This is a genomic window from Sphingomonas sp. PP-CC-3A-396, assembly GCF_004343105.1.
Taxonomy (GTDB): Bacteria; Pseudomonadota; Alphaproteobacteria; order Sphingomonadales; family Sphingomonadaceae; genus Sphingomonas.
This window is the reverse complement of the sequence record NZ_SLYF01000005.1, coordinates 1-22,787: the sequence shown is the minus strand read 5'-3', so window position 1 is coordinate 22,787 and position 22,787 is coordinate 1. Positions and strand designations below refer to the sequence as shown.

Annotated in this window: 28 protein-coding genes and 1 riboswitch; of the genes, 18 read left to right on the top strand and 10 right to left on the bottom strand. The window is 64.5% G+C overall.

The window, feature by feature from the left end:
- The first annotated feature begins 164 nt into the window (after positions 1-164).
- The 5 genes from C8J40_RS10755 (at position 165) to C8J40_RS10735 (ending at position 4,897) form a co-directional block, all read left to right on the top strand.
- Entirely contained in the window at positions 165-620 is a 456-nt protein-coding gene (locus C8J40_RS10755) for a DUF4126 domain-containing protein (protein ID WP_132897041.1), read from the top strand.
- Positions 617-1,999, top strand: coding sequence for an FAD-containing oxidoreductase (locus C8J40_RS10750; RefSeq protein ID WP_207901198.1), 1,383 nt, complete (start codon positions 617-619; stop codon positions 1,997-1,999). Before C8J40_RS10755 ends, C8J40_RS10750 begins: the two co-directional genes overlap by 4 nt.
- Entirely contained in the window at positions 1,996-3,660 is a 1,665-nt protein-coding gene (locus tag C8J40_RS10745) for an FAD-dependent oxidoreductase (protein ID WP_132897039.1), read from the top strand. Before C8J40_RS10750 ends, C8J40_RS10745 begins: the two co-directional genes overlap by 4 nt.
- Complete coding sequence (locus C8J40_RS10740; protein ID WP_132897038.1) at positions 3,657-3,962, top strand: UBP-type zinc finger domain-containing protein; 306 nt, start codon at positions 3,657-3,659, stop codon at positions 3,960-3,962. The genes C8J40_RS10745 and C8J40_RS10740 overlap by 4 nt, the downstream gene beginning before the upstream one ends.
- A gap of 263 nt (positions 3,963-4,225) precedes the next feature.
- Entirely contained in the window at positions 4,226-4,897 is a 672-nt protein-coding gene (locus tag C8J40_RS10735) for a peptidylprolyl isomerase (protein WP_243693329.1), read from the top strand.
- A 147-nt stretch (positions 4,898-5,044) separates the two neighbouring features.
- Here C8J40_RS10735 and C8J40_RS10730 read toward each other — a convergent pair whose 3' ends face one another.
- A complete protein-coding gene (locus tag C8J40_RS10730) occupies positions 5,045-6,676 on the bottom strand; it encodes an NAD(P)/FAD-dependent oxidoreductase (protein ID WP_132897037.1) in 1,632 nt (543 codons plus the stop codon).
- 67 nt (positions 6,677-6,743) lie between these two features.
- Here C8J40_RS10730 and cobO point away from each other — a divergent pair, with 67 nt between their 5' ends.
- The 5 genes from cobO (at position 6,744) to cobS (ending at position 10,573) form a co-directional block, all read left to right on the top strand.
- Positions 6,744-7,349 (top strand): cob(I)yrinic acid a,c-diamide adenosyltransferase, encoded by a 606-nt coding sequence (cobO, locus tag C8J40_RS10725; protein ID WP_132897036.1) that lies wholly within the window; start codon positions 6,744-6,746, stop codon positions 7,347-7,349.
- A gap of 162 nt (positions 7,350-7,511) precedes the next feature.
- Positions 7,512-7,708, top strand: a riboswitch (cobalamin riboswitch).
- A gap of 171 nt (positions 7,709-7,879) precedes the next feature.
- Entirely contained in the window at positions 7,880-8,287 is a 408-nt protein-coding gene (locus C8J40_RS10720) for a DUF1636 domain-containing protein (RefSeq protein WP_132897035.1), read from the top strand.
- Complete coding sequence (gene cobT / locus C8J40_RS10715) at positions 8,284-9,297, top strand: nicotinate-nucleotide--dimethylbenzimidazole phosphoribosyltransferase (RefSeq protein WP_132897034.1); 1,014 nt, start codon at positions 8,284-8,286, stop codon at positions 9,295-9,297. Before C8J40_RS10720 ends, cobT begins: the two co-directional genes overlap by 4 nt.
- Complete coding sequence (locus C8J40_RS10710) at positions 9,294-9,863, top strand: histidine phosphatase family protein (protein WP_165911418.1); 570 nt, start codon at positions 9,294-9,296, stop codon at positions 9,861-9,863. The genes cobT and C8J40_RS10710 overlap by 4 nt, the downstream gene beginning before the upstream one ends.
- Positions 9,860-10,573: an adenosylcobinamide-GDP ribazoletransferase gene (cobS, locus tag C8J40_RS10705; protein ID WP_132897032.1), complete on the top strand. Its 714-nt coding sequence runs from the start codon at positions 9,860-9,862 to the stop codon at positions 10,571-10,573. Before C8J40_RS10710 ends, cobS begins: the two co-directional genes overlap by 4 nt.
- On the opposite strand, the gene C8J40_RS10700 is transcribed toward cobS, so the two are convergent.
- The 3 genes from C8J40_RS10700 to C8J40_RS10690 are packed head-to-tail and all read right to left on the bottom strand — an operon-like array spanning position 10,538 to position 13,900.
- The gene (locus tag C8J40_RS10700) at positions 10,538-12,007 is read right to left on the bottom strand and encodes a cobyric acid synthase (protein WP_132897031.1); all 1,470 of its coding nucleotides are present in this window, start codon (positions 12,005-12,007) and stop codon (positions 10,538-10,540) included. The two genes, cobS and C8J40_RS10700, sit on opposite strands and share 36 nt — an antisense overlap.
- On the bottom strand, positions 11,995-12,933 hold the full coding sequence (cbiB, locus tag C8J40_RS10695) for an adenosylcobinamide-phosphate synthase CbiB (RefSeq protein ID WP_132897030.1): 939 nt from the start codon (positions 12,931-12,933) through the stop codon (positions 11,995-11,997). The genes C8J40_RS10700 and cbiB overlap by 13 nt, the downstream gene beginning before the upstream one ends.
- Positions 12,926-13,900, bottom strand: coding sequence for a threonine-phosphate decarboxylase (locus tag C8J40_RS10690; RefSeq protein ID WP_132897029.1), 975 nt, complete (start codon positions 13,898-13,900; stop codon positions 12,926-12,928). Before C8J40_RS10690 ends, cbiB begins: the two co-directional genes overlap by 8 nt.
- 72 nt (positions 13,901-13,972) lie before the next feature.
- Between C8J40_RS10690 and cobU the strand changes: the two genes are divergently transcribed.
- From cobU to C8J40_RS10675, 3 genes are all read left to right on the top strand, one after another.
- Positions 13,973-14,530, top strand: coding sequence for a bifunctional adenosylcobinamide kinase/adenosylcobinamide-phosphate guanylyltransferase (gene cobU / locus C8J40_RS10685; protein WP_132897028.1), 558 nt, complete (start codon positions 13,973-13,975; stop codon positions 14,528-14,530).
- A gap of 135 nt (positions 14,531-14,665) precedes the next feature.
- Positions 14,666-14,845, top strand: a complete 180-nt coding sequence (locus tag C8J40_RS10680; RefSeq protein ID WP_132897027.1) for a hypothetical protein — start codon at positions 14,666-14,668, stop codon at positions 14,843-14,845.
- 389 nt (positions 14,846-15,234) lie between these two features.
- A complete protein-coding gene (locus C8J40_RS10675) occupies positions 15,235-15,888 on the top strand; it encodes a Crp/Fnr family transcriptional regulator (protein ID WP_243693328.1) in 654 nt (217 codons plus the stop codon).
- 5 nt (positions 15,889-15,893) lie between these two features.
- On the opposite strand, the gene C8J40_RS10670 is transcribed toward C8J40_RS10675, so the two are convergent.
- Complete coding sequence (locus C8J40_RS10670; RefSeq protein WP_132897026.1) at positions 15,894-16,112, bottom strand: hypothetical protein; 219 nt, start codon at positions 16,110-16,112, stop codon at positions 15,894-15,896.
- 161 nt (positions 16,113-16,273) lie between these two features.
- Here C8J40_RS10670 and C8J40_RS10665 point away from each other — a divergent pair, with 161 nt between their 5' ends.
- From C8J40_RS10665 to C8J40_RS10655, 3 genes are all read left to right on the top strand, one after another.
- The gene (locus C8J40_RS10665; RefSeq protein ID WP_243693327.1) at positions 16,274-17,575 is read left to right on the top strand and encodes a phosphoadenosine phosphosulfate reductase family protein; all 1,302 of its coding nucleotides are present in this window, start codon (positions 16,274-16,276) and stop codon (positions 17,573-17,575) included.
- 1,298 nt (positions 17,576-18,873) lie between these two features.
- Positions 18,874-19,464: a hypothetical protein gene (locus C8J40_RS10660; RefSeq protein ID WP_132897025.1), complete on the top strand. Its 591-nt coding sequence runs from the start codon at positions 18,874-18,876 to the stop codon at positions 19,462-19,464.
- A gap of 137 nt (positions 19,465-19,601) precedes the next feature.
- Positions 19,602-19,937, top strand: coding sequence for a PilZ domain-containing protein (locus C8J40_RS10655; RefSeq protein ID WP_132897024.1), 336 nt, complete (start codon positions 19,602-19,604; stop codon positions 19,935-19,937).
- 24 nt (positions 19,938-19,961) lie between these two features.
- On the opposite strand, the gene C8J40_RS10650 is transcribed toward C8J40_RS10655, so the two are convergent.
- The 4 genes from C8J40_RS10650 to C8J40_RS20275 form a co-directional block, all read right to left on the bottom strand.
- A complete protein-coding gene (locus C8J40_RS10650) occupies positions 19,962-20,222 on the bottom strand; it encodes a hypothetical protein (RefSeq protein ID WP_132897023.1) in 261 nt (86 codons plus the stop codon).
- A 705-nt stretch (positions 20,223-20,927) separates the two neighbouring features.
- Complete coding sequence (locus tag C8J40_RS10645) at positions 20,928-21,122, bottom strand: hypothetical protein (RefSeq protein WP_132897022.1); 195 nt, start codon at positions 21,120-21,122, stop codon at positions 20,928-20,930.
- Between the two features lie 38 nt (positions 21,123-21,160).
- Positions 21,161-21,601: an HIRAN domain-containing protein gene (locus C8J40_RS10640; protein ID WP_243693326.1), complete on the bottom strand. Its 441-nt coding sequence runs from the start codon at positions 21,599-21,601 to the stop codon at positions 21,161-21,163.
- Positions 21,602-21,610: 9 nt separating this feature from the next.
- Positions 21,611-21,853: a hypothetical protein gene (locus tag C8J40_RS20275; protein WP_165911416.1), complete on the bottom strand. Its 243-nt coding sequence runs from the start codon at positions 21,851-21,853 to the stop codon at positions 21,611-21,613.
- 45 nt (positions 21,854-21,898) lie between these two features.
- Between C8J40_RS20275 and C8J40_RS10635 the strand changes: the two genes are divergently transcribed.
- Positions 21,899-22,195, top strand: a complete 297-nt coding sequence (locus C8J40_RS10635) for a hypothetical protein (RefSeq protein WP_132897021.1) — start codon at positions 21,899-21,901, stop codon at positions 22,193-22,195.
- Complete coding sequence (locus C8J40_RS10630) at positions 22,192-22,404, top strand: hypothetical protein (RefSeq protein ID WP_132897020.1); 213 nt, start codon at positions 22,192-22,194, stop codon at positions 22,402-22,404. The genes C8J40_RS10635 and C8J40_RS10630 overlap by 4 nt, the downstream gene beginning before the upstream one ends.
- 182 nt (positions 22,405-22,586) lie before the next feature.
- On the opposite strand, the gene C8J40_RS20570 is transcribed toward C8J40_RS10630, so the two are convergent.
- Positions 22,587-22,787, bottom strand: a 201-nt coding sequence (locus C8J40_RS20570; RefSeq protein WP_132897019.1) for a hypothetical protein, incomplete at its 5' end; no start/stop codon positions are given.

Sequence of the window (22,787 nt, the reverse complement as noted above, 5' to 3'; positions counted from 1 at the left end):
ATACGGCAAGGGTTTCCGGACCGGTCCTGCCTCTGTCGCTCTGACCCCTGCTTAAACTCTGCCTCATCTATACCCGATCGGATTGCGGGCTGAAACCGATCGACGATTGACCGCTCGAAGCGGGCGTGAAAGCGTCTGTTCAAGGAATTCTGCAGGAGGCGGCGATGCTAGTTCTCGCTCTCGTTATTGGTATCGTCGCCGGGTTGCGCGCGATGATGGCGCCGGCCGCGATCGCCTGGGCAGCCTCAACCGGGTTGGTGCCTCTGCAGGGGACATGGCTGGCCTTTCTCGGATGGCGTTTCACGCCCTGGGTAATATCGTTTTTCGCAGCCGCCGAACTCGTCACCGACCAACTGCCCTCGACGCCAAGCCGGACGGTACCGGCGCAGTTCGGCGTACGGATCGTCACGGGCGGAATTTCGGGCGCGGCGATCGGTTATGCCTTGGGGGCGCCGCTTTTTGGACTGGTGCTCGGCGTGATCGGCGCCGTCCTCGGGACGCTGGGCGGTGCGAGATTGCGCGCGCGGCTGGCGGCATCATTCGGCAGCGATCGTCCCGCCGCGTTGGTTGAGGATGCGCTGGCGATCGGCCTGGCTGTGCTGGTCGTCGCGCTGTCGTGATGCGGCGGTTCGACGCGATCATCGTGGGCGCCGGTCAGGCGGGGCCGCCGCTCGCGGGGCGTTTGACCGAGGCCGGGATGACGGTGGCACTGATCGAGCGCAAGTTGGTCGGAGGTACCTGCGTCAATACCGGGTGCATGCCGACCAAGGCGCTGGTTGCAAGCGCCTATGCCGCCCATCTGGCTCGGCGGGCTGCGGAGTTCGGCGTGCGGACCGGCGAAGTCGGCATCGATATGCGGGCGATAGCGGCGCGCGCGCGCACCATCGTGATGAATGCACGTGCGCGTAACGAAGCCTGGCTGGAAGGCATGGCCGGGCTGACCTTATTGCGTGGTCATGCGCGCTTTACCGGCCCCGGTACGATCGTGGTCGACGGGGAGGAACTGACCGCACCGCGGATTTTTCTCAACGTCGGCGGACGCGCGAGCGTGCCTGATATGCCGGGCGTAAGCGACGTCCCCCATCTGGACAACACCGACATGGTCGCGCTCGAGGCCGTACCCAAGCATCTGGTCATCGTCGGCGGAAGCTATGTCGGGCTTGAGTTCGCGCAGATGTATCGACGGTTCGGTGCTGCGGTGACCGTGGTCGAGCGGGGCGAGCGGTTGATCGCGCATGAGGATGCCGACGTGTCCGAGGCGGTCCGTGCGATCCTTGAGGATGAAGGCATCGTCGTACGGACCGGCGCGACCTGCATCGCCTTCGCCGCGCATGAGGCCGGCGTCGCGGTATCGGTCGATTGCACAGCGGGCGACCCGGTGGTGATCGGCAGCCATGTGCTGCTTGCGGTCGGGCGGCGGCCGAACACCGATGATCTCGGGCTCGAGCTTGCCGGGGTCATGACCGATGCGAAGGGCTATGTGATCGTCGACGATCTGCTCCAGACCAACGTGCCGGGGGTCTGGGCACTCGGCGATTGCAACGGGCGCGGCGCGTTTACGCACACCGCCTATAACGACTTCGAGATTGTCGCGGCCAACCTGCTCGATGGCGACGAGCGCAGCCTGAGCCAGCGGTTGGTCGGCTATGCGCTGTACACCGATCCACCGCTCGGACGGGTCGGGATGACGCAGGCGGACGCCGAGCAGACCGGGCGGACGATCCTCGTCTCGAAGCGGCCGATGTCGCGAGTCGGGCGGGCGATCGAGAAGGGTGAGACCAAGGGTTTCATGAAGATCGTCGCCGATGCGGAGACGCAGCGGATTCTGGGTGCGGCGATACTCGGAACGGGCGGCGATGAGGCGATCCACGGTATCCTCGACGTGATGAACGCAGATCAGCCGGTGTCGGCGTTGCGCTGGGCGGTGCCGATCCATCCGACCGTATCTGAGTTGATCCCGACACTGCTGCTCGGTCTCGAACCGGTGGAGCCTCGATGACCACGACCGGCAGCGTCGCCTCGCGCGAGCACCAGATGTTTCCGGTGCTCGACGCCGACCAGATCGAGACGGCCAAGCGGTTCGCGAGCGGCCCCGCGCGAAAATTCGCAGCGGGCGAGCAGGTCTATGCGATCGGCGAACAGGGCGCGCCTGCATGGCTAGTGCTGGCGGGATCGATCAAGGTCATCCGCCGCGACGGGCTGAGCCACGAGGCGCCGATCACCTCGCACGGAGTCGGACAGATCACCGGCGAGGTAAACCAGCTCGCCGGACGCCCCTCGATCGCGGGGGGCCGCGCCGGCGCCGATGGCTGCACCGCGCTGCCGTTCGATCCGGCGCATCTGCGCGCGCTGATGGTCGGCTCGGCGGACGTCGGCGAAGTCGTGATGCGCGCGCTGATCCTGCGCCGCGTCGGGCTGATCGAACAGGGCAGTGGCGGGACGGTGATCGTCGGCGTGCCGGGCAGCCCCGATATCGTTCGGTTGCAGGGTTTCCTCACCCGGTCGGGCTATCCCAACATCGTGCTCGATGCGGCGTCGGACGAGGAAGGGCGTGCGCTGGTCGAGCGGATCGGCGTGTTACGCGCCGATCTGCCGCTGGTGGTCTGTCCGAACGGGAAAGTCCTCAAGCGACCGTCGGATGTCGAGGTTGCCGCGTGCCTGGGGATCACGCCCGATCTCGATCCGGACGTGGTGTACGACGTTGCGATCGTCGGCGCGGGGCCGGCGGGGTTGGCGGCGGCGGTGTATGCCGCGTCTGAGGGACTGTCGGTGGTCGTGCTCGACGAGCGCGCGATCGGCGGGCAGGCGGGCGCGTCCGCGCGGATCGAGAATTACCTGGGGTTTCCGACCGGCATTTCAGGGCAGGCGCTGGCGGGCCGCGCGTTCAACCAGGCGCTGAGGTTCGGCGCGGAGATCGCGGTGCCGCTCGAGGTCGCGCGGCTCGACTGCGATGACGCGCGGCCGGCGGACGATCCGCTGGTGCTCGCGCTGCCGGATGACACGCGGGTCCGGTCGCGGACGGTGATCGTGGCCTCGGGCGCCCGCTATCGCCGGCCCGACATTCCCGGTCTGGCGATGTTCGAGGGCGCGGGCGTCTCCTATTGGGCGTCGCCGATCGAAGCACGATTGTGCGAAGGCGAGGATGTCGCGCTGGTCGGCGGCGGCAACTCGGCCGGGCAGGCGGTGGTATTTCTCGCGCCTCGCGTGAAACACCTTCACCTGATCGCGCGACGGCCGCTGGCGGCGACGATGTCGAAATACCTGATCGACCGGATCGCGGCGCTGCCCAACGTCACCCTGCATGTCGGCACCGAGATTATCGGTCTCGAAGGCGACCGCGCGACCGGGCTCACGGGGGCAATGTTCCGCCAAACAGACGGCTCAACCAAACAGTGCGCGATGCGTCACCTGTTCCTGTTCATCGGCGCCGATCCTAACGCCGGATGGCTGCAAGGATGCGTCGATACCGACGACAAAGGGTTCATCGTCACTGGCAAGGCTGCCCTCGCGTTACAGACGAGCCGCGAGCGCGTGTTCGCGATCGGCGACGTGCGCGCTGGCTCGACCAAGCGCGTCGCGGCGGCGGTCGGCGAGGGGGCGGCGGTGGTCGCGCAGGTTCATGTCGCGCTGGCCGACATGGCCGAACGGGAGGCGTCATGAGTTACGGCTGCACGCATATGGAGACGATCCGGTCGATCACGCCGAGCGCCAAGGGGTGCGAGGATTGCCTTCGGATCGGCAGTGAATGGGTCCATCTGCGGCTGTGTCGGGCATGCGGGCATGTCGGCTGCTGCGACGACTCGCCACACCGCCACGCGACCGCGCACTTTCATGCGACGCGGCATCCGATCATCGAGGGCTATGACCCACCAGAGGGCTGGGGTTGGTGTTTCGTGGACGAGTCGATGGTCGACCTGCCCGACCAAACGCCGCAATGGGGGCCTATCCCGCGGTATGTTTGAAGAGGGGTAGGCTTCGTTTGCGTCGGTTCAACCACGTGTAGCACCACCCCGGCGGAGGCCGGGGCCCAATCGGCAAAGCCGCAGTAATAGCGGGCGATCCTTTGTTATTGCCGTCCCCCAATTGGGCCCCGGCCTGCGCCGGGGTGGTGTTGGTCAGCGCGGCAACGACCGTCGATGCAACCACACCGTTGATCACCCTCGCTTGCTTCGCCCGACCCTGACCGCTAGCCGACCTTCATCGGTAAAGGCGTGAGTAGTCGAACATGCGGCGTGTGATGATGGGGCTAATGGCCGTTGCGGCGCTCGCTACGGCGGGATCTGCGCAAAAGCCGAACCGCGCAGGGCCGAAACCGGGCATCGTCCGCGTTCGTCTGGTGACCTCCGAGGGCCCGATACTGCTGGCGCTCGACACCCGTCACGCGCCGAAGACGACCGCAAATTTCCTGGCCTATGTCGATGACGGGCGGTTCGACGGGACCGACTTCTACCGCGCGAGCCGCCAGAAATCCGCGCCGAAGCTCGGCTTCATCCAGGCGGGCATCCGCACCGACGCGCGGCGGATCCTGCCGCCATTCCCCCTTGAGACCACGGCGATGACCGGGATCAAGCATCTCGACGCGACGATCTCGATGGCGCGGGGGATGAACCCGGCATCGGCGGGCGGCAATTTCTTCATCACCGTCGGCCCGGCGCCGGCGATGGACGCGCGCGCGGGCTATCCCGGCTATGCGGCATTCGGGCACGTCGTCGCGGGGATGGACGTGGTGAAGCGGATCCTCGCCAAGCCGACCGGCGGCGGCATGGATGCGTTCAAGGACCAGATGATCCTGAAGCGCGTCGCGCTGGTAAGCGCGCGCCGGCTCGACGGGGTGGCGAAGCCGACGGGATTGCCGCGGGCTTGGCTGATCGAGACGGGGCTTGGTCGGAAGAAGTGAAGTATCCGTCGCCCCAGACTAGTTTCGGCGCCTATCCCCTTCGAACACGTGCCGACGATGGTCGTACGGTACCACGTCCTTCCTTGTTCTCCCGCGAAGGCGGGAGCCCAGACTGGATCCCCGCCTTCGCGGGGAAACAAGCTTTACTTACAGGACGGAGGGTCCCGCAGTCAGGCTGAGCGCTACCGCTTCCGCGACTTTGATCCCGTCGACTGCGGCGGAAAGGATGCCCCCTGCATAGCCGGCGCCTTCGCCTGCCGGAAACAATCCCGCGGTGTTGAGGCTCACGAAATTATCACCGCGCGTAATCCGAACCGGCGACGAGGTCCGCGTCTCCACCCCCGTCAACACCGCATCGGGATGATCATAGCCAGGAATCTCGCGCCCAAACGCCGGCAATGCCTCGCGCAACGCGGTGATCGCGAACTCCGGCAGGCATTCCGACAGGTCAGTCATATGCACGCCCGGTTTGTACGACGGGATCACCGAGCCCAGCGCGGTCGACGCACGCCCTGCGAGCAGGTCGCCAATGCGTTGCGCAGGCGCCTTGTAGTTCGAGCCGCCGGCGACATAGGCGCGCGATTCCCAGTGGCGTTGCAGTTCGATCCCCGCCAGCGGGTGGCCGGGATAATCGCGCTCGGGGTCGATGCCGATGACGATCCCCGAGTTCGCGTTGCGTTCGTTGCGCGAATATTGGCTCATGCCGTTGGTGGCGACGCGGCCCTCTTCGGACGTCGCGGCGACGACGGTGCCGCCTGGGCACATGCAGAAGCTGTACACGGTGCGGCCGTTCTTGCAGTGGTGCGACAGGCTGTACGCCGCCGCGCCGAGATCGGGGTGGCCTGCACACGGCCCGAACCGTGCTTCGTCGATCCAGGATTGCGGATGTTCGATGCGGACTCCGATCGAGAAGGGTTTCGCCTCGACGTAAACGCCCTTGGCATGGAGCATCTCGAACGTGTCCCGCGCGCTGTGGCCGACCGCGAAGACGACGTGGTTGGCTTCGAGATAGTCCCCGGTGCTGAGATGGAGACCGCGGAGTTGGCGGGTACCTGCCTCCTCGACGATGTCGAGACCGTCGACGCGCGTCGAGAACCGGTATTCGCCGCCAAGCGCCTCGATCGTCTCGCGCATGCTCTCGACCATCGTGACGAGCCGAAATGTGCCGATATGCGGGTGTGCTTCGGTGAGAATTTCGGGTGGGGCGCCGGCTTTCACGAATTCGGTCAGGACTTTGCGGCCCAAGTGGCGCGGGTCCTTGATCTGGCTCCAGAGCTTGCCGTCGGAGAAGGTGCCGGCACCGCCCTCGCCGAACTGGACGTTGGATTCGGGGTTGAGGACGCTTTTGCGCCAGAGACCCCAGGTATCCTTGGTGCGTTCGCGGACGACCTTGCCGCGGTCGAGGATGATCGGGCGGAACCCCATCTGCGCGAGGATCAGGCCGGCGAACAGCCCGCACGGGCCGGCGCCGACCACCACCGGGCGGGGGCCGGTGTAGCTCGCGCCGCCCTTGGTGACGAAGCGGTAGCCGGTGTCCGGGGTGCGCTGGACGTGGCGATCCTTGCGGAAGCGCGTGAGGACGGTGTCCTCGTTCTTCAGCGTGACGTCGACCGAATAGACGAGCTGGATGTCCATCTTGTCGCGGGCATCGTGCGCGCGTCTGGCGATGGTGTAGCGGATCAGGTCGCGCGGGGTGACGCGCAGGCGATCGCGGATCGCGGCGGGGAGCGCTTCGTCGGCGTGGTTGAGCGGGAGCTTGAGGTCGGTGATGCGGAGCATGTCGGTCGCTCTAGCGCCGCGCGGCGCGATCCGCCATCGGCAGTACAGGGCGCGAGCGCGAGAGGACATGATCATGCGGACCGACGACGAGCAGAATGCCAAGAGCGCCAAGCGCAAGGAGGTCCATGATAAGATCGTCGCGAGCAAGACGATCGAGAAGGGCCTGATCATCGTCCACACCGGCAAGGGCAAGGGCAAGTCGACCGCGGCGTTCGGCATGGCGGTGCGGATGATCGGGCATGGGCGCAAGGTCGGCTTGGTGCAGTTCGTCAAGGGCGCGATGGCGACCGGCGAGAAGGCGATCTTCGACGCGTTCCCGGACCTGTGCGAGTTCAAGCCGATGGGCGAGGGCTTCACCTGGGATACGCAGGATCGCGCGCGGGATATCGCAGTGGCGCGCGAGGCGTGGGACGAGGTCAAGCGAATGATCGCGGACCCGTCCTATGCGATGGTGGTGACGGACGAGCTGAACATCGTGTTGCGCTATGAGTATCTGCCGGTCGACGAGGTGCTCGCTGTGTTGGCGGCAAAGCCGGAGATGACGCATGTCGTGATCACCGGGCGGAATGCGCCGGATGCGCTGATCGAGATGGCGGATCTTGTGACCGAGATGACGCAGGTGAAGCATCCGTTCCGGTCGGGGGTGAAGGCGCAGGCTGGCGTGGAGTTCTGACTTCTTGATCCTCCCCTTGCGGGGGGAGGTGGCTGGCGCTTGCCAGACGAAGGGGTATTGCGATCACGACGGCGGGTCACCCCTCCGTCAGCCCAAACGGGCTGCCACCTCCCCCGTCAGGGGAGGATTAGAGGCGGCTTGTCTACGGTCGATCGTACGCGTATCGCTCAACCCGCGACAGGTTTTCCCGAGGCGGCAACGCGTAGGGAAATGAAAACGGGAACGGGAAACACCCGGCTGCCCCTGCAACTGTACGCGGCGAGCCATCGTGCCTCATGCCATTGGGATACTCCCGAGAAGGCGGCGCGGACGGCGTTGACCCGCGAGCCAGGAGACCTGCCCGTCGCGGTCGTCTTTCGTCCGGCCAGGGTGCGCCGAACGGACGGGTAACACCCCGAGCGACGACATCGCTTCGCGTCGCGCGGAGGCTGGAGGCGTGCGCCTTTCGCCCTTCGCGCGGTGCGGGATCGACTGTCCGAAGGGGTTCCTATGCCTAGTATAAATCGTTCTGTGATCGTCCGGGAACGGACATGTTGAAGCCGGTCGAAGGCGGCGTCGCGGTGGTCGCGTGCAACACGTGCCGCCATTCCGCCGATGCGCGTGACGACGGCGAAGGCGTTCGCGGCGGCGCGCGGCTGGTCAGCGCGTTGAAGGCGGTGCAGGCGAGCGATCCGGCCTATGCCGACGTCGCGGTGCAGGAGATGCCGTGCCTGTTCGCATGCCAGGATTTCTGCACGATCCACCTGCGCGCACCCGCCAAGGTCGGCTATGTGCTCGGCCGGTTCGAACCGACCGAAGACGCCGCGCGCGCGATCCTCGATTACGCGCGGCTCTACGGTGAGAGCGCGTTCGGGCAGGTGCCGTTCAAGCAATGGCCGCAGGGCGTGAAGGGGCATTTCATCACCCGCACGCCGCCCGCCGGCTTCGTCGTCGAATGACCGCGTTCGCGACGCCTGCCGGGTTTCTGGCGGCCTTGCGCGGCTTGCCGCAGGCGGACGCGGCGGCGCGATCCGCGGCGATCGTCCGACAAGGCGAACTGACCAAGCCGCCGGGCTCGCTGGGGCGGCTGGAGGATATAGCGGTGTTCATGGCCGGCTGGCAGGGTAACCCGCTGCCCCGGCTCGATCGCGGGAGCGCGGTGGTATTCGCGGGCAACCACGGCGTCGTCGCGCGAGGTGTGAGTGCGTTTCCGGCCTCGGTCACCGCGCAGATGGTCGCCAATTTCGAGCATGGCGGCGCGGCGATCAACGCGCTGTCGCGGGCGGCGGGCCTTGAGCTGAAGATCGTATCGCTCGATCTCGACCGACCGACGGCGGATTTCACGCAAGCCCCGGCGATGTCGGAGGACGAATGCCTTGCCGCGTTGAACGCGGGCGCGGCGGCGGTCACAGATGCGCCGGACCTGATTGTACTCGGCGAAATGGGGATCGGCAATTCGACGACCGCCGCGGCGCTGTGTCTGGCGAGCTTCGGCGGGTCGGCGAGCGACTGGGTCGGGCCGGGCACGGGGGTCGACGATGAGGGCATCGCGCGGAAGATCGCGGTGGTCGAAGCCGGGGTCGCGCTGCACCGGGACGGGCTGAGCACGCCGTTCGAGATCTTGCGGCGGCTCGGTGGGCGCGAGTTGGCGGCGATCGCAGGCGCGGTGGTTGCCGCGCGACTGGCGGGCGTGCCGGTGATGCTCGACGGGTTCATCTGCTGTGCGGCGGTCGCGCCCTTGGCTGCGGCGTGTCCCGACATTCTCGCGCATTGCCTTGCCGGACATGTCTCGGCCGAGCCGGGGCATCATCTTTTGCTCGAGCGAATGGGGCTCGAGCCGTTGCTCTCGCTCGGGATGCGGCTGGGCGAGGCGAGCGGTGCTGCGACGGCGACGTTGCTCGTCCGGGCCGCTCTGGCCGCGCATGCAGAGATGGCGACGTTCGCCGAGGCGGGCGTTTCGGCTGCGTGAGTGCGTACATGCTGCACCTGATGCGGCACGGGGCGCTTGAAGTGGCGGGGCGAATGCTCGGACGGACCGACGACCCGGTGACCGAGGGAGGGATTGCCGCCTGTATGGCACGCGCCGAGAGTCTTGCGATCGAACGGATCAAGGCCTCCGATCTGATCCGCGCACGCGCCTGTGCGGCGGCGATCGGTGAACCGCGAGGCGTTGCGGTCGAGGTCGACCCACGCTGGCGCGAACTCGATTTCGGGGCATGGGACGGGCTGGCCCCGGCGGCAATCGATCCCGCCGAATTGGCCGCATTCTACGACGATCCCGATGCGTCACCACCGCCGGATGGCGAACGCTGGTCCGCGTTGCAGGACCGGGTCGCGCAGGCACTGGCCGCGATGCCGCAGGTCTCGACACTCGTCGTGACGCACGGCGGCGCGATCCGGGCGGCGCTCGCGGAGTTGTGCGGGTTCGATCGAAGGCAGAACTGGGCGTTCGACCTCCCCTATGCCGCGCTGGTGTCGCTGCGGATATGGCCGGGCCCGACGCGGACCGTGCAGATCGTCGGCTTGGCGACATGAAGCGGTTGATCATCGCGTTCGGCTTCCTCACCCGCCTGCCGATGCCGCGCGTCGACGTCGAGGCAGAGGATTTCGCGGCAGCGATCCGGTGCTACCCTGTCGTCGGTCTCGCGATCGGCCTGATCGTCGCGGCGGCCGGCTGGCTGGGTACGCTGGTCGATCCTTGGACGGGGGCCTGCGCTGCGTTGCTGGCTTGGATCGCAGTGACGGGGGCGCTGCATCTCGACGGGCTCGCCGACCTCGCGGATGGGTTGGGCGCGGCGCATGGCGATCGGACGCGGCTGCTCACGGTGATGGCCGATCCGTATATCGGGAGCTTCGGCGTCGTCGCGATCGTCGGTCAGGTGCTGGCCAAGCTGGTATTGCTCCACGCGGCGGGGATGGGCTGGACGCTGATCCTCGTGCCGTGCGCGGCAAGGATGGGACCGCTCGTCTGGGCGAGACTGTTGCCGCCGCTGCGGCCCGGCGGGCTGGGCGCGGCCGTCGCCGGCGCGGTCCGAACGCGTGACCTGCTGGGGTGGGGACTTGTGCTTGCGCTCGCGGCGGTTGCGGTGCCTGCACTGGTCGCCCTACCGCTGCTCACGTTAGGCGTCGCGGCATGGTTGCGGCGGACGCTGGGCGGCGTGACCGGCGATGCGCATGGCGCCGGGATCGAGATCGTCGAGACCGGGCTGCTAGTTGCGCTCTCGGTGGCCGGCGCGCTCGCTTAGCGCGAGTAGCGCATCGAGATCGACATGGCGTTCAAGCGTCGCGGCGATCGCATCGAGCGCGGCGTCGATCGACGCGCCATGATCGGGTCCGCTCGCCGCGACGCCGAGCCGAGCCAGCCACGCCGCGCGTTGCTCGGCCAGCGCGAGCAGGCCGTGGACGTAGCTGCCCGAGATCAGTCCGTCCGCACTCGTCGCGCCTTCGGGGCTGCCATCGGCGCGGTGGCCGACCGGGTGCGCGGTGGCGGGTCCGGTGGTCGCGCCCATGTGCATCTCATAGCCCTCGAATGCCGCGCCCTGTGCCCGGCCGCGCACCCGCTCCAGCGTCTTGCGGCCGGTAAGGACCGTGTCGATGTCGAGCATCCCGAGCCCGTCGACACGACCCGCCCGCCCCTCGATCCCGTCGGGATCGGCGATGCTGCGGCCGAGCATCTGGTAGCCCCCGCAAAGCCCGAGCACCGGCTTGCCGCGGCGATGATGTGCGCGGATGTCGATGTCCCATCCCTGCGCACGGACGAAGGCGAGGTCGGGGATCGTCGCCTTTGATCCGGCGAGTACGATCATGTCGACGTCGGGGATCGGCGAGCCCGGCGGTACCATCATCAATGCGACACCCGGCTCCAGCCGAAGCGGATCGAGGTCGTCGAAATTGGCGATCCGCGGCGTGATCGGGCAGGCGATCGTGACGCGGCGCTGTGCGCTAGCGGCGGGGCGTTCGAGGATCACGGCGTCCTCGCTCGGCAGCCGTACCGCATCCGCCAGCCACGGCACGACGCCATACCCGCGCCACCCGCTGCGCGCTTCGATCGCGCGATATCCGTCGTCAAACAGCGCGGGGTCTCCGCGGAACTTGTTGATCAGGAAGCCGTGGATCATCGCCGCGTCGGCCGGATCGATCACCGCACGCGTGCCGACGATCGCCGCGATCACGCCGCCGCGGTCGATATCGCCGACCAGCACCACGGGAACGCCGGCAGCGCGCGCGAACCCCATGTTGGCGATGTCGCCGGCGCGCAGGTTGATCTCCGCCGGGCTCCCCGCGCCTTCGACGACGACGAGATCGCAGCCTGCCGACAGTCGCTCGAAGCTGCCGAGAACATCGACCAGCAGCCCTTCGCGCCCTTCACGCCAGCGCGCGGCGGCAAGCGTGCCGCGGACCTGCCCGCGGACGATCAGTTGCGAGGTGCGGTCGCCCTGCGGCTTCAGCAGCACCGGGTTCATGTCGACGATGGGTTCGACGCGACAGGCGATCGCCTGTGTCGCCTGCGCGCGACCGATCTCGCCGCCATCGGCGGTGACGGCGGCGTTGTTCGACATGTTCTGCGGCTTGAACGGGCGCACCGACAGCCCACGATTGGCGAACGCGCGGCATAGCCCGGCGACGAGCACCGACTTGCCGACGTCGGAGCCGGTTCCCTGGAGCATCAGAGCGCCCATGCGATCCCTCCGGCAATGACAAACAGGAGCACACACGCTCGGCGATAGATGCCGAGCGCGGCGCGTAGATCGGCGGCGGTAGCGTCCGCACGGCCATCGCCGATATAGGGCTTGGCGACGCTCACCCCGTCATAGGCGATCGGCCCGGCGAGACGCAGGCCAAGCGCGCCCGCCATTGCCGCCTCTGGCCAGCCGGCGTTCGGCGAGGCGTGGTTGCCGGCATCGCGCCACATCGTCTGCCAACCGCCGAGCCCGGCGACGCACAGCAGCACGCCGCTCAGCCTCGCCGGGATCAGATTGGCCAAATCATCGGTCCGTGCCGCAGCCCAGCCGAACGCACGCCAGCGCTCTTCACGGTGCCCGATCAAACTGTCGGCCGTGTTGATCGCCTTATACGCCCACAGTCCCGGCAGCCCGGCCACGAGCAACCAGAACAGTGGCGCGACGACGCCATCGCACACGCTCTCGGCAAGGCTCTCGATCGCCGCCCGCGCGACGCCGGCTTCATCGAGCGACGCGACATCCCGCCCGACGATCATGCCAACGCGGTCACGGGCAGTCTGGAGGTCGCTCGCTCTCAGCGCATGCGCCACGGGAACGACATGATCGTGCAGGCTACGGATCGCGAGTCCCGGCGCGGCTAACAAGGCGATCGCGATCCAGGCGGAAGACCCGAGCAGCATTCGCAGAACGACGTCTAGCGCGAGCGCGATGACGACCGCGACCCCGACGACGACTATCATCGTCAAGACACCCGCCGCCCGACGGGTCGCAAACGATGTTCGCGGATCGTTCCAGCGTGCCTCGGCGGCGCCGATCAACCGCGCGAACCCGCCTACCGGATGCCCTATCCGTGCATAGAGTGCGGCCGGCCAGCCGATCGCAGCGTCGATCGCTATCGCTAGGACCGCTATCGGCTCAGCCATGCGCCAGCGCTCGGTCCAGCCGGTCGAAGGCGATGTCGTCGCGTGGCAGGCCGATCCGCAGCCAGTGTGGCGCATGGTCGAACGTGCGCGTCAGTATCCCGGCATGCGCCAGACGGTTGAATATCGCGGCTGCGGCGCTGCTTTCCACGAGCCGGAACAGGGGGCAGGCACCGGTCGCGTGCAGCCCGTGGCGCGCCAGCATCGTGTCCAGTCGTGCCGCCCGGGCGATGCAGGCGAGACGGGTCGCATCGATCCAGGCGCTATCACGGTAGGCGGCCGTCCCATAAGCCACTGCGCAGGCGGAAACCGGCCAGCTTCCCAGCTGGTGGCGCATCGCGGCAACCTGTGCCGGCGGGGCGATCATGAAACCGAGCCGGACTCCGGGCAGGCCGAACGTCTTGCCGAACGAGCGAAAAACGATGACCCGGTCGGACGGCCGAAGATGCGGGACGATGCTGTACGATGGGACCAGGTCGACAAACGCTTCGTCGACTACCAGCCATGCGCCGTTTCGCGTCACGGCGAGCAGGCGCTCTGGTTTGGCGAGTAGTCCATCCGGATTGTTCGGGTTTGCGAGCAGCAGCGTTCCGTCTTCGATGTTATCGATGGTCGGTCGCATAACTGCGCTGGCGTGTCCGAACACTTCCGCATGGGTTGCGTAACTCGGCGCTACAAATCGGGCGGGCCGTGGCAGATCGAGACCGGCCAGCAAGCGTAGTCCGATCTCGCTGCCCGGCAACGCGAGAACACACGCGGAATCGGTTCCGAACATTGCAGCCGCCGCTTCTTCGAGCACCGCGATCGATGCCGGCGATGGTAGTGTCGTGAGATCGACGGGCGGCAACGGATCGGACCGCCAGGCGCACGGGTTGATCCCGGTCGACAGATCGATCCACGGGGTGGGGGCATCGGGGTACAGGGTTGCGGCGAGATCGACCCTCCCGCCATGCGCGCGCAACCCCGTCATGATATCCTTTCGCTTGATCTTGCGCCGCTCATCGTCATTCCGGACGCGCGCTGCAAGCGCCAAGGAGAGACCATGCCGCCATTACAAACCAGCCCGTCGTTCGGTAGGAGCCTGTTCGTGCTCGGCGGGGCGCGGTCCGGCAAGAGCCGTCATGCGCAGGCCGTCGCCGAAGCCGCCGCGGCATCATCGGCGGGGCCGCTGGTGTATATCGCGACCGCGCAGGCATTCGACGACGAGATGCGCGATCGGATAGCGCGGCATCGGACCGACCGCGATGCGCGGTGGCAGACCGTCGAAGCCCCAACCCACCTTGCCGCCGCATTGCGCGAGGTGGATGGCGCGAACACGGTCATCCTCGTCGATTGCCTTACTTTATGGCTTTCCAACCTATTGCTCGCCGATATCGACATCGACCAAGAAGTCGATGTTTTGCTAGCGACGCTCGCCTGCGCGGAGGCGCGTATCATTCTCGTCTCGAATGAAGTCGGTCTCGGTATCGTCCCCGACAACGCGCTCGCGCGGCGCTTTCGCGACGCCGCGGGATTGTTGCACCAGCGGCTTGCGGCACAGGTGGATTCGGTCGACGGTCTGATCGCTGGTCTTGTCCAGTCTTGGAAACGCCCGGTCTGAGCGCGCCTGGGCGACGCACGACGCCGCGCGCACCGACCGCAATTGGCATCTTGCCTGCCGACACCGGGAATGGTTAATCATCGCCAACTGCACCGAACTGGTCGCAACGACCATCATGCGTGAACGGAGGCCGGAATGCATAGCAAAGCGCAGGCAGTCGCGCGTTTAAAATCGATGGTCTTCCTGATCGAGGAAGCGCTGCGGATCGCCGATGAGGGCGACAATCCGCTATTCGGTGCCAAGCTGAGCGATTGTATTGATTGTCTGCAAGGCGCATTGGATGAAATCAGCAGCGCGACATCCGTCAAACCGTAACGCATCACGTGATCGATATCCGTATGGATAAAACGCTACGGCGCAAAGGCAATGTCCCGACAGGCCAGTATAGTCGAAGATGCTGGCAGCATCGCCTTCGATAGACCCGGGGTCATAGCTTATCGATTTTAACGCAGGTTTATTTTGCGTGAAGACCAAATGTTACGATAAGCCTTATCCGAATATGTTATCGTCTTTTACCGACAGCCGATCCTTGGGCGCTGACGGCCGAGAGAGGCATGTGCTCCCGCCCCGATTTGTGCGGGAGAACGCATTTGAACGATGTTCTGACGGATCATGGTGCTGTGATTTCCCCTTTGGCCCCCTTGGCTTTGATGGTGCGAAAGCTCGAAACACACGCGGTTCTGCACGAAGCTGATCGTCGCGCATTGCTGGCGTTACCGTATACGCTGCGAACCTACGAACCGTCGTCCTACCTCGTCCGCGAAGGCGACGCGCCCGAGCAATGCGCCGTCTTGCTGTCCGGGTTTGCATACCGCCAGAAGCTGACCGGCTCGGGGATGCGACAGATCGTGTCACTGCACGTGCCGGGGGAGGCGCTGGACTTCCAGCACCTGTTTCTCGACGTCGCCGATCACAATGTGCAGACGCTGACCCGCGCGGACGTCGCGACGATCTCGCGGACCGCATTGCGCGATCTCGCCCGGACGCGAGCGTCGATCGGCAATGCAATCTTCGTCAACACGCTGGTCGAGGCATCGATCTTCCGCGAATGGATCCTCAATATCGGCCGGCGCGATGCGCGGTCGCGGCTGGCGCATTTCCTGTGCGAATTCGCGATCCGGCTCGATATGCAGGGGCTGGTCGACGAGACCGGCTATGAGCTGCCGATGAGCCAGGAACAGCTCGGCGATGCGCTCGGGCTGACCGCGGTGCACGTCAATCGGACGATCAAGTCGCTCGAAGCGGACGGTCTGATCTCGCGCAACCGGCGGCGGATCAGCTTTCCGCGCTGGGATGCGTTGCGCGAACTCGCCGATTTCTCGAGCCGCTATCTGCATCTGTCGCAGCAGAAATCCTGACGCGGTCAGCGTTCTCGGCTGTGTTCGAGCGAGTCGATGATCCGCCCGCCTGCCATGAAGACTGCGATCGGGCAGGCGGCGAACAGCATCCAGCCGCCATAGCCGGGATATTGCTGGAGATAATGGATGCCGCGTTCGACCGCGCCGAGCCCGAGGCCGTAGATGACGAGGAATGCCTCGAACTTGGTCTTGATGATGAAGAGGCGGGCAAAGCGAGTCCACATGGCCGCGACCTAGCAAGACCGGTGCCAATGGCCGATTTCCGCGGTTTAGCCTTGCGCAAATATGGTTAAGTGTAAATTAACCCGACAGGGCAGAAGTCTGCGCTTCTGACGCGAGAATACCGGAAAACCTTCACTGTTTCCACCTAGACAAAGGGTGTGAAATGGAAAACCGTCAGAGCCTCATTCCAGTTAATTTTTCCGGCGCGACTCGGGGGTTCGATCTGATGGCGATCGACAACCTGTTCGCCCGCGGCGCGCGCATGCTTCACGAAGATGCGGTCGAGATGACGCTCGCATCGCTCCGCGCGTACTGGCATCAGCACGAGCATGTCGCGGTCGCCTACAGCGGCGGCAAGGACAGCACGGCAACGCTGACGCTGATCATCTATCTGATCGACGCCGGCGAACTGCCCCAGCCCGAGCGGCTCTACGTGCTGTACGCCGACACGCGACAGGAGCTTCCGCCGATCCAGGCCGCTGCCGAGATGATCATGGCGAAACTGGCCGAGCGGAATTGGATCGAGGTGATCGTCGTACGTGCGCCGATCGAGAAGCGGTTCATGCCGTACATCCTCGGTCGCGGCGTCCCGCCACCCAACAACAACACGCTTCGCTGGTGCACCCGCCAGATCAAGGTCGACCCGATGGCCGCGGCGATGGCGGAAGTACTGGAGCGGCTGCCGGGTACGCTACTGACGATCACCGGCGTGCGCGAGGGAGAGAGCGCAGTGCGTGACGGCCGGATCCGCATGTCGTGCTCGAAGGATGGCGCCGAGTGCGGGCAGGGTTGGTATCAGCAGGTCCTTCCAAACTCGCCGGGTATCCGCGGGCGGATCGCGACGCTTGCACCGATCCTCCACTGGGGAGTCTGCATCGTCTGGGATTGGCTCAAGGTCTACGCGCCGCGCGAGGAGTTCGGCGGCTGGCCTACGGCGATCCTAGCGGACGCATACGGCGGGGATGACGCTGTTGAGGTCAATGCGCGCACGGGCTGCACCGGCTGCCCGCCCGCCGCGGAGGATACCGCGCTCGCCGTCATCGTCGCGACGCCCGGCTGGACGCATCTGACGCCGCTGCTCGAGCTCCGTCCGATCTATCGGTGGATGCGGGTTCCCGCGCAGCGCCACCGGAAGTCCGGCGTCGAGCGGCTGAAGGACGGGTCGATCGCGAAAAACCCGCAGCGGATGGGTCCGCTGACGCTCGAAGCGCGCGCGATCGCGCTGGAGCAGATCCTCGACATCCAGCGCCGGGTCTGCGCCGGCGCCGTGGCGGCCGGGACGCCAGAGCGTGGCATTGACCTGATCAATGCCGAAGAGGAAGCGCTGATCCGCCGGCTGATCGCCGAGAAGACCTATCCCGACAAATGGCAGGGCGACGAGCCCAGCGCGGCGGCATGGCTGGACAGCGTCTACGGCGATGGCACCGAGCAGCCTATCCTCTTTCGTGATCTCGTGGGTGCATGACCGAGAACCTATGCGCCTTGGTGAGCGCTCGTTTGCGCCGTCCCGGCGCCTATCGAACTGAGGCCCCTGTTGCACGTTCGCCGGGTCGGGATAAACCCCGCCGACCCCCCACATGCATTGGGGGGCGTCGCATGGTCCCCGCGCTCTACGTTGAGACCGCCGGCAGCGACAATGTGATTAACCATAGACTTGATCAAACCTGTCAATTGGTTTGATAATTCAAGTCCTTGGCCAGTCACCATTCAAGCTTGTCCCAAGGTGAACCAATGGCTAATTTGTACAAACGGGAGATGGTAAAGCTTTACGTGCCCTCGTAGCAGCCCCGACATGCCACCGTCATCATTTGAACCAAGCGACCTATTACGCGCCGCTATTGCGTGGTCGCTGGATATCGCAAACGCTGAGGGTGAAACGGCGATCGCTGCACTGCTATTAGAAGCGCTTTCCCAAGCCGAGCACCGTGCTACGGCTTTATCCGTCCAAGACCCTGACACTCCGAGCTAGCAGGCGGTTCGACTAAACTCGCACCCGTAGTCGAAACCGTTGCGCCGTCTAACGTACGCGTCTTTGAACATTACGCCAGAGCACTTCACTCGTATCGTTGTACCTAACTCGAGGCGTTGTTTGGACTCGATCGTGAAGCCACTGGCCAACAGATTTCTGATGGCAATTCCATACGTATTGCCATCCGCTGTAATTAGGCAGCCTTTAAACGAGTTCGCGACGAGATCGCGCGTTCGCTGCTCATGACCGGCAAAGCGGTCATAACATAGGTTGACTGAGGCAACTGGCATTGGCAATTCACTCGTGTGGATCATACCCCTGCTGGAAAATTGTTACGTTGGCGTGAATACTGGTCCCCCCGCTAGAGACCGGCAATTTGCGGTGTAACATTGAACGGGCCGCGATGGTGATCATCGACACCCTCTATCCCAACCTCAGGAGCGCGAGGACATGACGAAGCCATTCCGATGGGAAGCCGAAGCGCTTGCCGACGACCCGTTCGCTGGTGACTTCGGCAACGGGGAGGTCGCCATTTCCGGCAAGATGGTCACGACGCGGGGAGGTGGCACCTGCCATACCTGCGCCGGCGAATGCATGCCGGGGACGCGTAACCGGGTGTTGACCGAGCGCAGGGATGAGGGCCTTCAGACCTTCCGATGGTGTCAGTCGTGCTGCTTCGCAATGGCGGTTTACGGGGTCCGTCCGAGCATTGGAGATCGCAGGTTGTCGCTAGGCGAAGAGCGCCGCGCGGCTTGTCGTATTGCGTGGGGCGTAGGGGCGTGTAGCCTAGCGTAATGGCTGGACCTGACCAGGAGTATAGCACCGTAGGATCAAAACTACGGCCGTTTCAAATCACCGAACCCATGTTCACGGCAATGGGACGGTTGCTACGGGCATGCGCTGATATTGAAAACGTGGTTACTATGCACCTTGGCAGGCTTGGGGGCTTCTCGGAGGGCCAGTTGCTCGTTCTAATTGGCCGATCATCGATAACGAAGAAGGTCAAAGCTGCTCGTCAGTTCGCGCTCGCCCATGGCCCGGATCAAGTCGCTACCCACGACATGTGCTTCGACAACCATGCCTTTCGTGCAATAATACGCGGCCGCAACGTTGCCGCTCATGGCGTTCTTTTAGGGCTTACAGATGACGACCGCGTCGCCTTCCGCATCGAGACCGAGCCGAAGGTAGATTCTGATATGGTGTCGATAGAAACACTGACTTTTGCTCAAGACGCATTTGCTACATTGGCAGCTACTGCAGAGAGTGCGGTTCCTCGCCTGAAGGCCGAGCTTGAACTTAAGCCCGCTTTCGAAGCGCGTGAGGGCCTTGGGTTGCACCCGAGTAGGAAAGCGAAATCAACGCAGACTCGAAAGCGTGATGCTTAGCGGGCGGACTATCTAAGCCGCGAACTTCGGCCCTTCCTCATCAGGATAGAAGGTTGATGACGGATAAGGTTGTTACAAAAGCGTCCTAAACAAAGCCGGTTAACGCGTTCTTCAGCCACACGTGCGACGGAAGGCCGATGAGCTTTCATGACCATCCGTCGCGCAAACCAAGCTGGCTGCCAGAAGATGAGCGGACCGCCAGTCGAGCGCTGATCCATCTTCCCGCGTTTTTGATGGCGCCAGGAGGTGAGCCATTTTCCGCCACTTTGATCGACATCGCCACCCACGGTTTCCGGGTCCGGACGGGCTATCCCGCTAAAACGGGGCAATTCTTAGCGGTAGAAGTGCCAGCGTTCGCCCGTTATTCGGGCTGGGTCGCTTGGGCGCACTCCGGCGAGTTCGGTTTCGACGTAGCTAATCCACTGCCCGAACCGGTGGTAAATCATATTCTTGGCTTAGCGTTGAAGGATTAGGCTTCGGACTCCTGCCCTTCCTCATCAGGATAGAACGCGGGGAGGTCGGCAAATCGAGTCGACGGCTTCTTCCTTTCCGCCGTCGACGAGCTTCAAGCTAGGTTCGCCGTGATGTGCTGGCCGCCCCGCAGCGTGCAGAAGTGCGATCGCTCGCTCTCTGTAAAACTGGGCGAGGTTCATATGAAATTCCATCACCGGTACGGTTACGGCCAACGTCGCCAGCATAATGTGATGTCGCCGCGCAGTCTCGAGGTCGATCAGATTGAAATCAGGCGGGAACAGCATGCGGGCTATCTAGCGCGTCGAGATTAACGCGACAGAGATGGTGACCGGATTCGCGGGTAACCAAGGTCGATATGGTCGGAATTGTAAGCAATCGAGGCAGGCGATAGGCCTATGCATCCAGCCCCTGGCGACGATATGCTGCGATATGCCCCCTCGCAATGATCCAAGCGCTCCGTCGCGAGCATCGATATATTTCATCGAGGGGGAGGACGTTGGTCGGGCAGGCGGGGTGTCGCGGGATTGCCGCTATTTTAAAGGGTCGATAGCCTTTACGGAGTGGATGGCGGGCTTTCGCGAAGGATGCGCGGCTCACTTCGATCTCACCGACGAGATGGTGATCGGATCTTCCTATGCTCCGAACTCGGGGCCTTCTTCATCAGGATAGAACACGACAAACCGTGTTAACATACGTCAACCTGTTCGGGGCTAAGGGCAAGAAAGACCGTTACCCTGTCATTGGAGAAACCCGATGACAGCACCGTTAAGTTGTGAGGCGTTCAATGTCTCAGCAAGCGAAGGCATGGTCCTCGTCGAGGCACCGGGAGTCGTTGCCACGATAGATATTGAGGCGGCGTCGACTCTGTCCGACCAGCTGCTCTCCGCATGCGGATCGGCACGGTTGCAACAACACCGCGCAATCTGTCAGGCTCCGAACTCGGGGCCTTCTTCGTCCGGATAGAACGCGTGGGGATCGTACACCGGGGGTCAGGTCAGGTTGAGTTCTCGGTAACCGCGGCGCGCGGCGGGCGCGACCTCAAGCAGCGCAGCACGCATTGCTTTGACCGCATCCCGTTTGCCGTCGCTATTTTTGCGGGCCGAAGCGATCGCGGCGAGTTCGTCAGATTGCAGGGGGCGACCCAACATGCGCTCATAGTGCGAAACGAATTTGCTGGGTTTCATTCTTCTGACATAGGTGAAGCCCGGCCGACAACCTAATGTTAAGCGCCGAACTCGGGACCGTCTTCGTCTGGGTAAAAGGCCTGAGGATCGTACACTGGTCGCCGCGCTGGCCGCATCTGGCGGGGAGGAGGGCGTTTCTCGACGTCGGGGACGGGCGGGGGCAGGGTAGGTAACCCGTCTCCGAACCGTATCCGGATATAGGCCCCGTTCCCGTGCATCGCCTGGAAGACGGCGGTCGCGTCGTCTTCCTTCATCCGCTTGCCGATCAGGGGCGCACGCTCGGCGCTGACGTAGCCCAGCTGGGTGCCTCGATCGGACCAGACGGCAACCGCGTTCTCGTCGAACGGGTTCTTCGGCTCGTGCCTCAACTCCACCAGGTCACCCGGGGCGCACATCATGCACTCCATCCGCCTGTTGCTCTTGCTCGCGTCCCCGTTCGGAAAGTCGATGCCGACTATGGAGGTGGTGAGTTCGTCCACGTTGCCCGCCTAGCTCTCAATAAGAAATTTGATGAGGAGGACGCCAGCAGTGCCGGCCGCCGCATGAATGACGCCCCGCAACACTGACGACCTCCTGCTCGACACGGAACTGATGATCTCGATTACCACTGCAAGCATGCAGTACGCGAGAATTTGATATCGGCTCTCGACCGAGTTCTGCAGCGCTGCCCTGACGAGGCAGCTGACGACGAAGAAGGCGGTAGCTGAATAGCGGATTGGGAAGGCGATCATGGGAACAGTTTGCCCGAATCGGTCGACCGCGCATAGGCTCTCGACATGTCTGAGCCCTGCCACCCTTCACCCCTCCTTGCCGAATTGCAGCGGCTTCTGAACGCGCAGGACGCGATCGCGCTCATGCCAACCCCGATGCTGGACATGTCGGTCGGCTCTATGGGTGTCGATCCTATGGCCTCGTCCGCGATAGTTGAAATGCAGGGGGAGATTGGAACGCTGGTTGCCCAAGTGACAGACGCGGACTTGATCGCGGCTTATCAGGAAACTGGAGGTGAACCCTGCGCGCTGGCCGCTGAAACACTCCTTGCCGAGATCGAGCGGCGTAACCTCGACATATGACGGTTCGCAAAATCGTCCACGCGATCGCCGCGGACGCCACAAAGGACATCGCCGTTTTTGAGCACGATCTCGGCCCCGACGTGATTGTTCAGGTCCGCAGCGAGCGCGGGCGCGTCCTGAAGATGCGGGTCGATGTCTTGCCGGATCGGGTGCTCGTTCACTTTAAAGACGGAACGAGCGAAGAGTTGAAGGTCGTGATCATTGGCTAAGTCGGCGATGATGACGGACCGCGAGGTTTGGGTGCAGGCCGGAGCCATACTTGCCGAGCATGGTGAGATGACCGCGGAATATATCATCGACCAGTTAAGCGACGCACTAGGCGACCGTGTTGCCGTCGAAGATTGGCGTAGGGTCGCCGCAGCGGTCGACACAATCACCGGCGACCGAGGCCCTACTTCGAACTGCTGAATTCTGAATACGCACCCGAACGGCGCAGCTGGCGCACGATCCCATTGAACGAAGCGGTAACGTTCTGGCTACGGCCGATCTCGTTATCTTGCTGGGCACCTTCCCAGAACATCACGAGAGGCCAGCGTTCGGGGCAGTGCGACCAAAGGCACCGCAGCGCTAGACGAACGGCAACGGTGTCAAC

Coding starts and splice junctions, on each gene's coding strand:
- C8J40_RS10755 (WP_132897041.1), top strand. CDS start 165: ATGCTAGTTCTCGCTCTCGTTATTGGTATCGTCGCCGGGTTGCGCGCG.
- C8J40_RS10745 (WP_132897039.1), top strand. CDS start 1,996: ATGACCACGACCGGCAGCGTCGCCTCGCGCGAGCACCAGATGTTTCCG.
- C8J40_RS10740 (WP_132897038.1), top strand. CDS start 3,657: ATGAGTTACGGCTGCACGCATATGGAGACGATCCGGTCGATCACGCCG.
- C8J40_RS10735 (WP_243693329.1), top strand. CDS start 4,226: ATGCGGCGTGTGATGATGGGGCTAATGGCCGTTGCGGCGCTCGCTACG.
- C8J40_RS10730 (WP_132897037.1), bottom strand. CDS start 6,676: ATGCTCCGCATCACCGACCTCAAGCTCCCGCTCAACCACGCCGACGAA.
- cobO (WP_132897036.1), top strand. CDS start 6,744: ATGATCATGCGGACCGACGACGAGCAGAATGCCAAGAGCGCCAAGCGC.
- C8J40_RS10720 (WP_132897035.1), top strand. CDS start 7,880: ATGTTGAAGCCGGTCGAAGGCGGCGTCGCGGTGGTCGCGTGCAACACG.
- cobT (WP_132897034.1), top strand. CDS start 8,284: ATGACCGCGTTCGCGACGCCTGCCGGGTTTCTGGCGGCCTTGCGCGGC.
- cobS (WP_132897032.1), top strand. CDS start 9,860: ATGAAGCGGTTGATCATCGCGTTCGGCTTCCTCACCCGCCTGCCGATG.
- C8J40_RS10700 (WP_132897031.1), bottom strand. CDS start 12,007: ATGGGCGCTCTGATGCTCCAGGGAACCGGCTCCGACGTCGGCAAGTCG.
- cbiB (WP_132897030.1), bottom strand. CDS start 12,933: ATGGCTGAGCCGATAGCGGTCCTAGCGATAGCGATCGACGCTGCGATC.
- C8J40_RS10690 (WP_132897029.1), bottom strand. CDS start 13,900: ATGACGGGGTTGCGCGCGCATGGCGGGAGGGTCGATCTCGCCGCAACC.
- cobU (WP_132897028.1), top strand. CDS start 13,973: ATGCCGCCATTACAAACCAGCCCGTCGTTCGGTAGGAGCCTGTTCGTG.
- C8J40_RS10680 (WP_132897027.1), top strand. CDS start 14,666: ATGCATAGCAAAGCGCAGGCAGTCGCGCGTTTAAAATCGATGGTCTTC.
- C8J40_RS10670 (WP_132897026.1), bottom strand. CDS start 16,112: ATGTGGACTCGCTTTGCCCGCCTCTTCATCATCAAGACCAAGTTCGAG.
- C8J40_RS10665 (WP_243693327.1), top strand. CDS start 16,274: ATGGAAAACCGTCAGAGCCTCATTCCAGTTAATTTTTCCGGCGCGACT.
- C8J40_RS10660 (WP_132897025.1), top strand. CDS start 18,874: ATGGCTGGACCTGACCAGGAGTATAGCACCGTAGGATCAAAACTACGG.
- C8J40_RS10655 (WP_132897024.1), top strand. CDS start 19,602: ATGAGCTTTCATGACCATCCGTCGCGCAAACCAAGCTGGCTGCCAGAA.
- C8J40_RS10650 (WP_132897023.1), bottom strand. CDS start 20,222: ATGCTGTTCCCGCCTGATTTCAATCTGATCGACCTCGAGACTGCGCGG.
- C8J40_RS10645 (WP_132897022.1), bottom strand. CDS start 21,122: ATGAAACCCAGCAAATTCGTTTCGCACTATGAGCGCATGTTGGGTCGC.
- C8J40_RS20275 (WP_165911416.1), bottom strand. CDS start 21,853: ATGATCGCCTTCCCAATCCGCTATTCAGCTACCGCCTTCTTCGTCGTC.
- C8J40_RS10635 (WP_132897021.1), top strand. CDS start 21,899: ATGTCTGAGCCCTGCCACCCTTCACCCCTCCTTGCCGAATTGCAGCGG.
- C8J40_RS10630 (WP_132897020.1), top strand. CDS start 22,192: ATGACGGTTCGCAAAATCGTCCACGCGATCGCCGCGGACGCCACAAAG.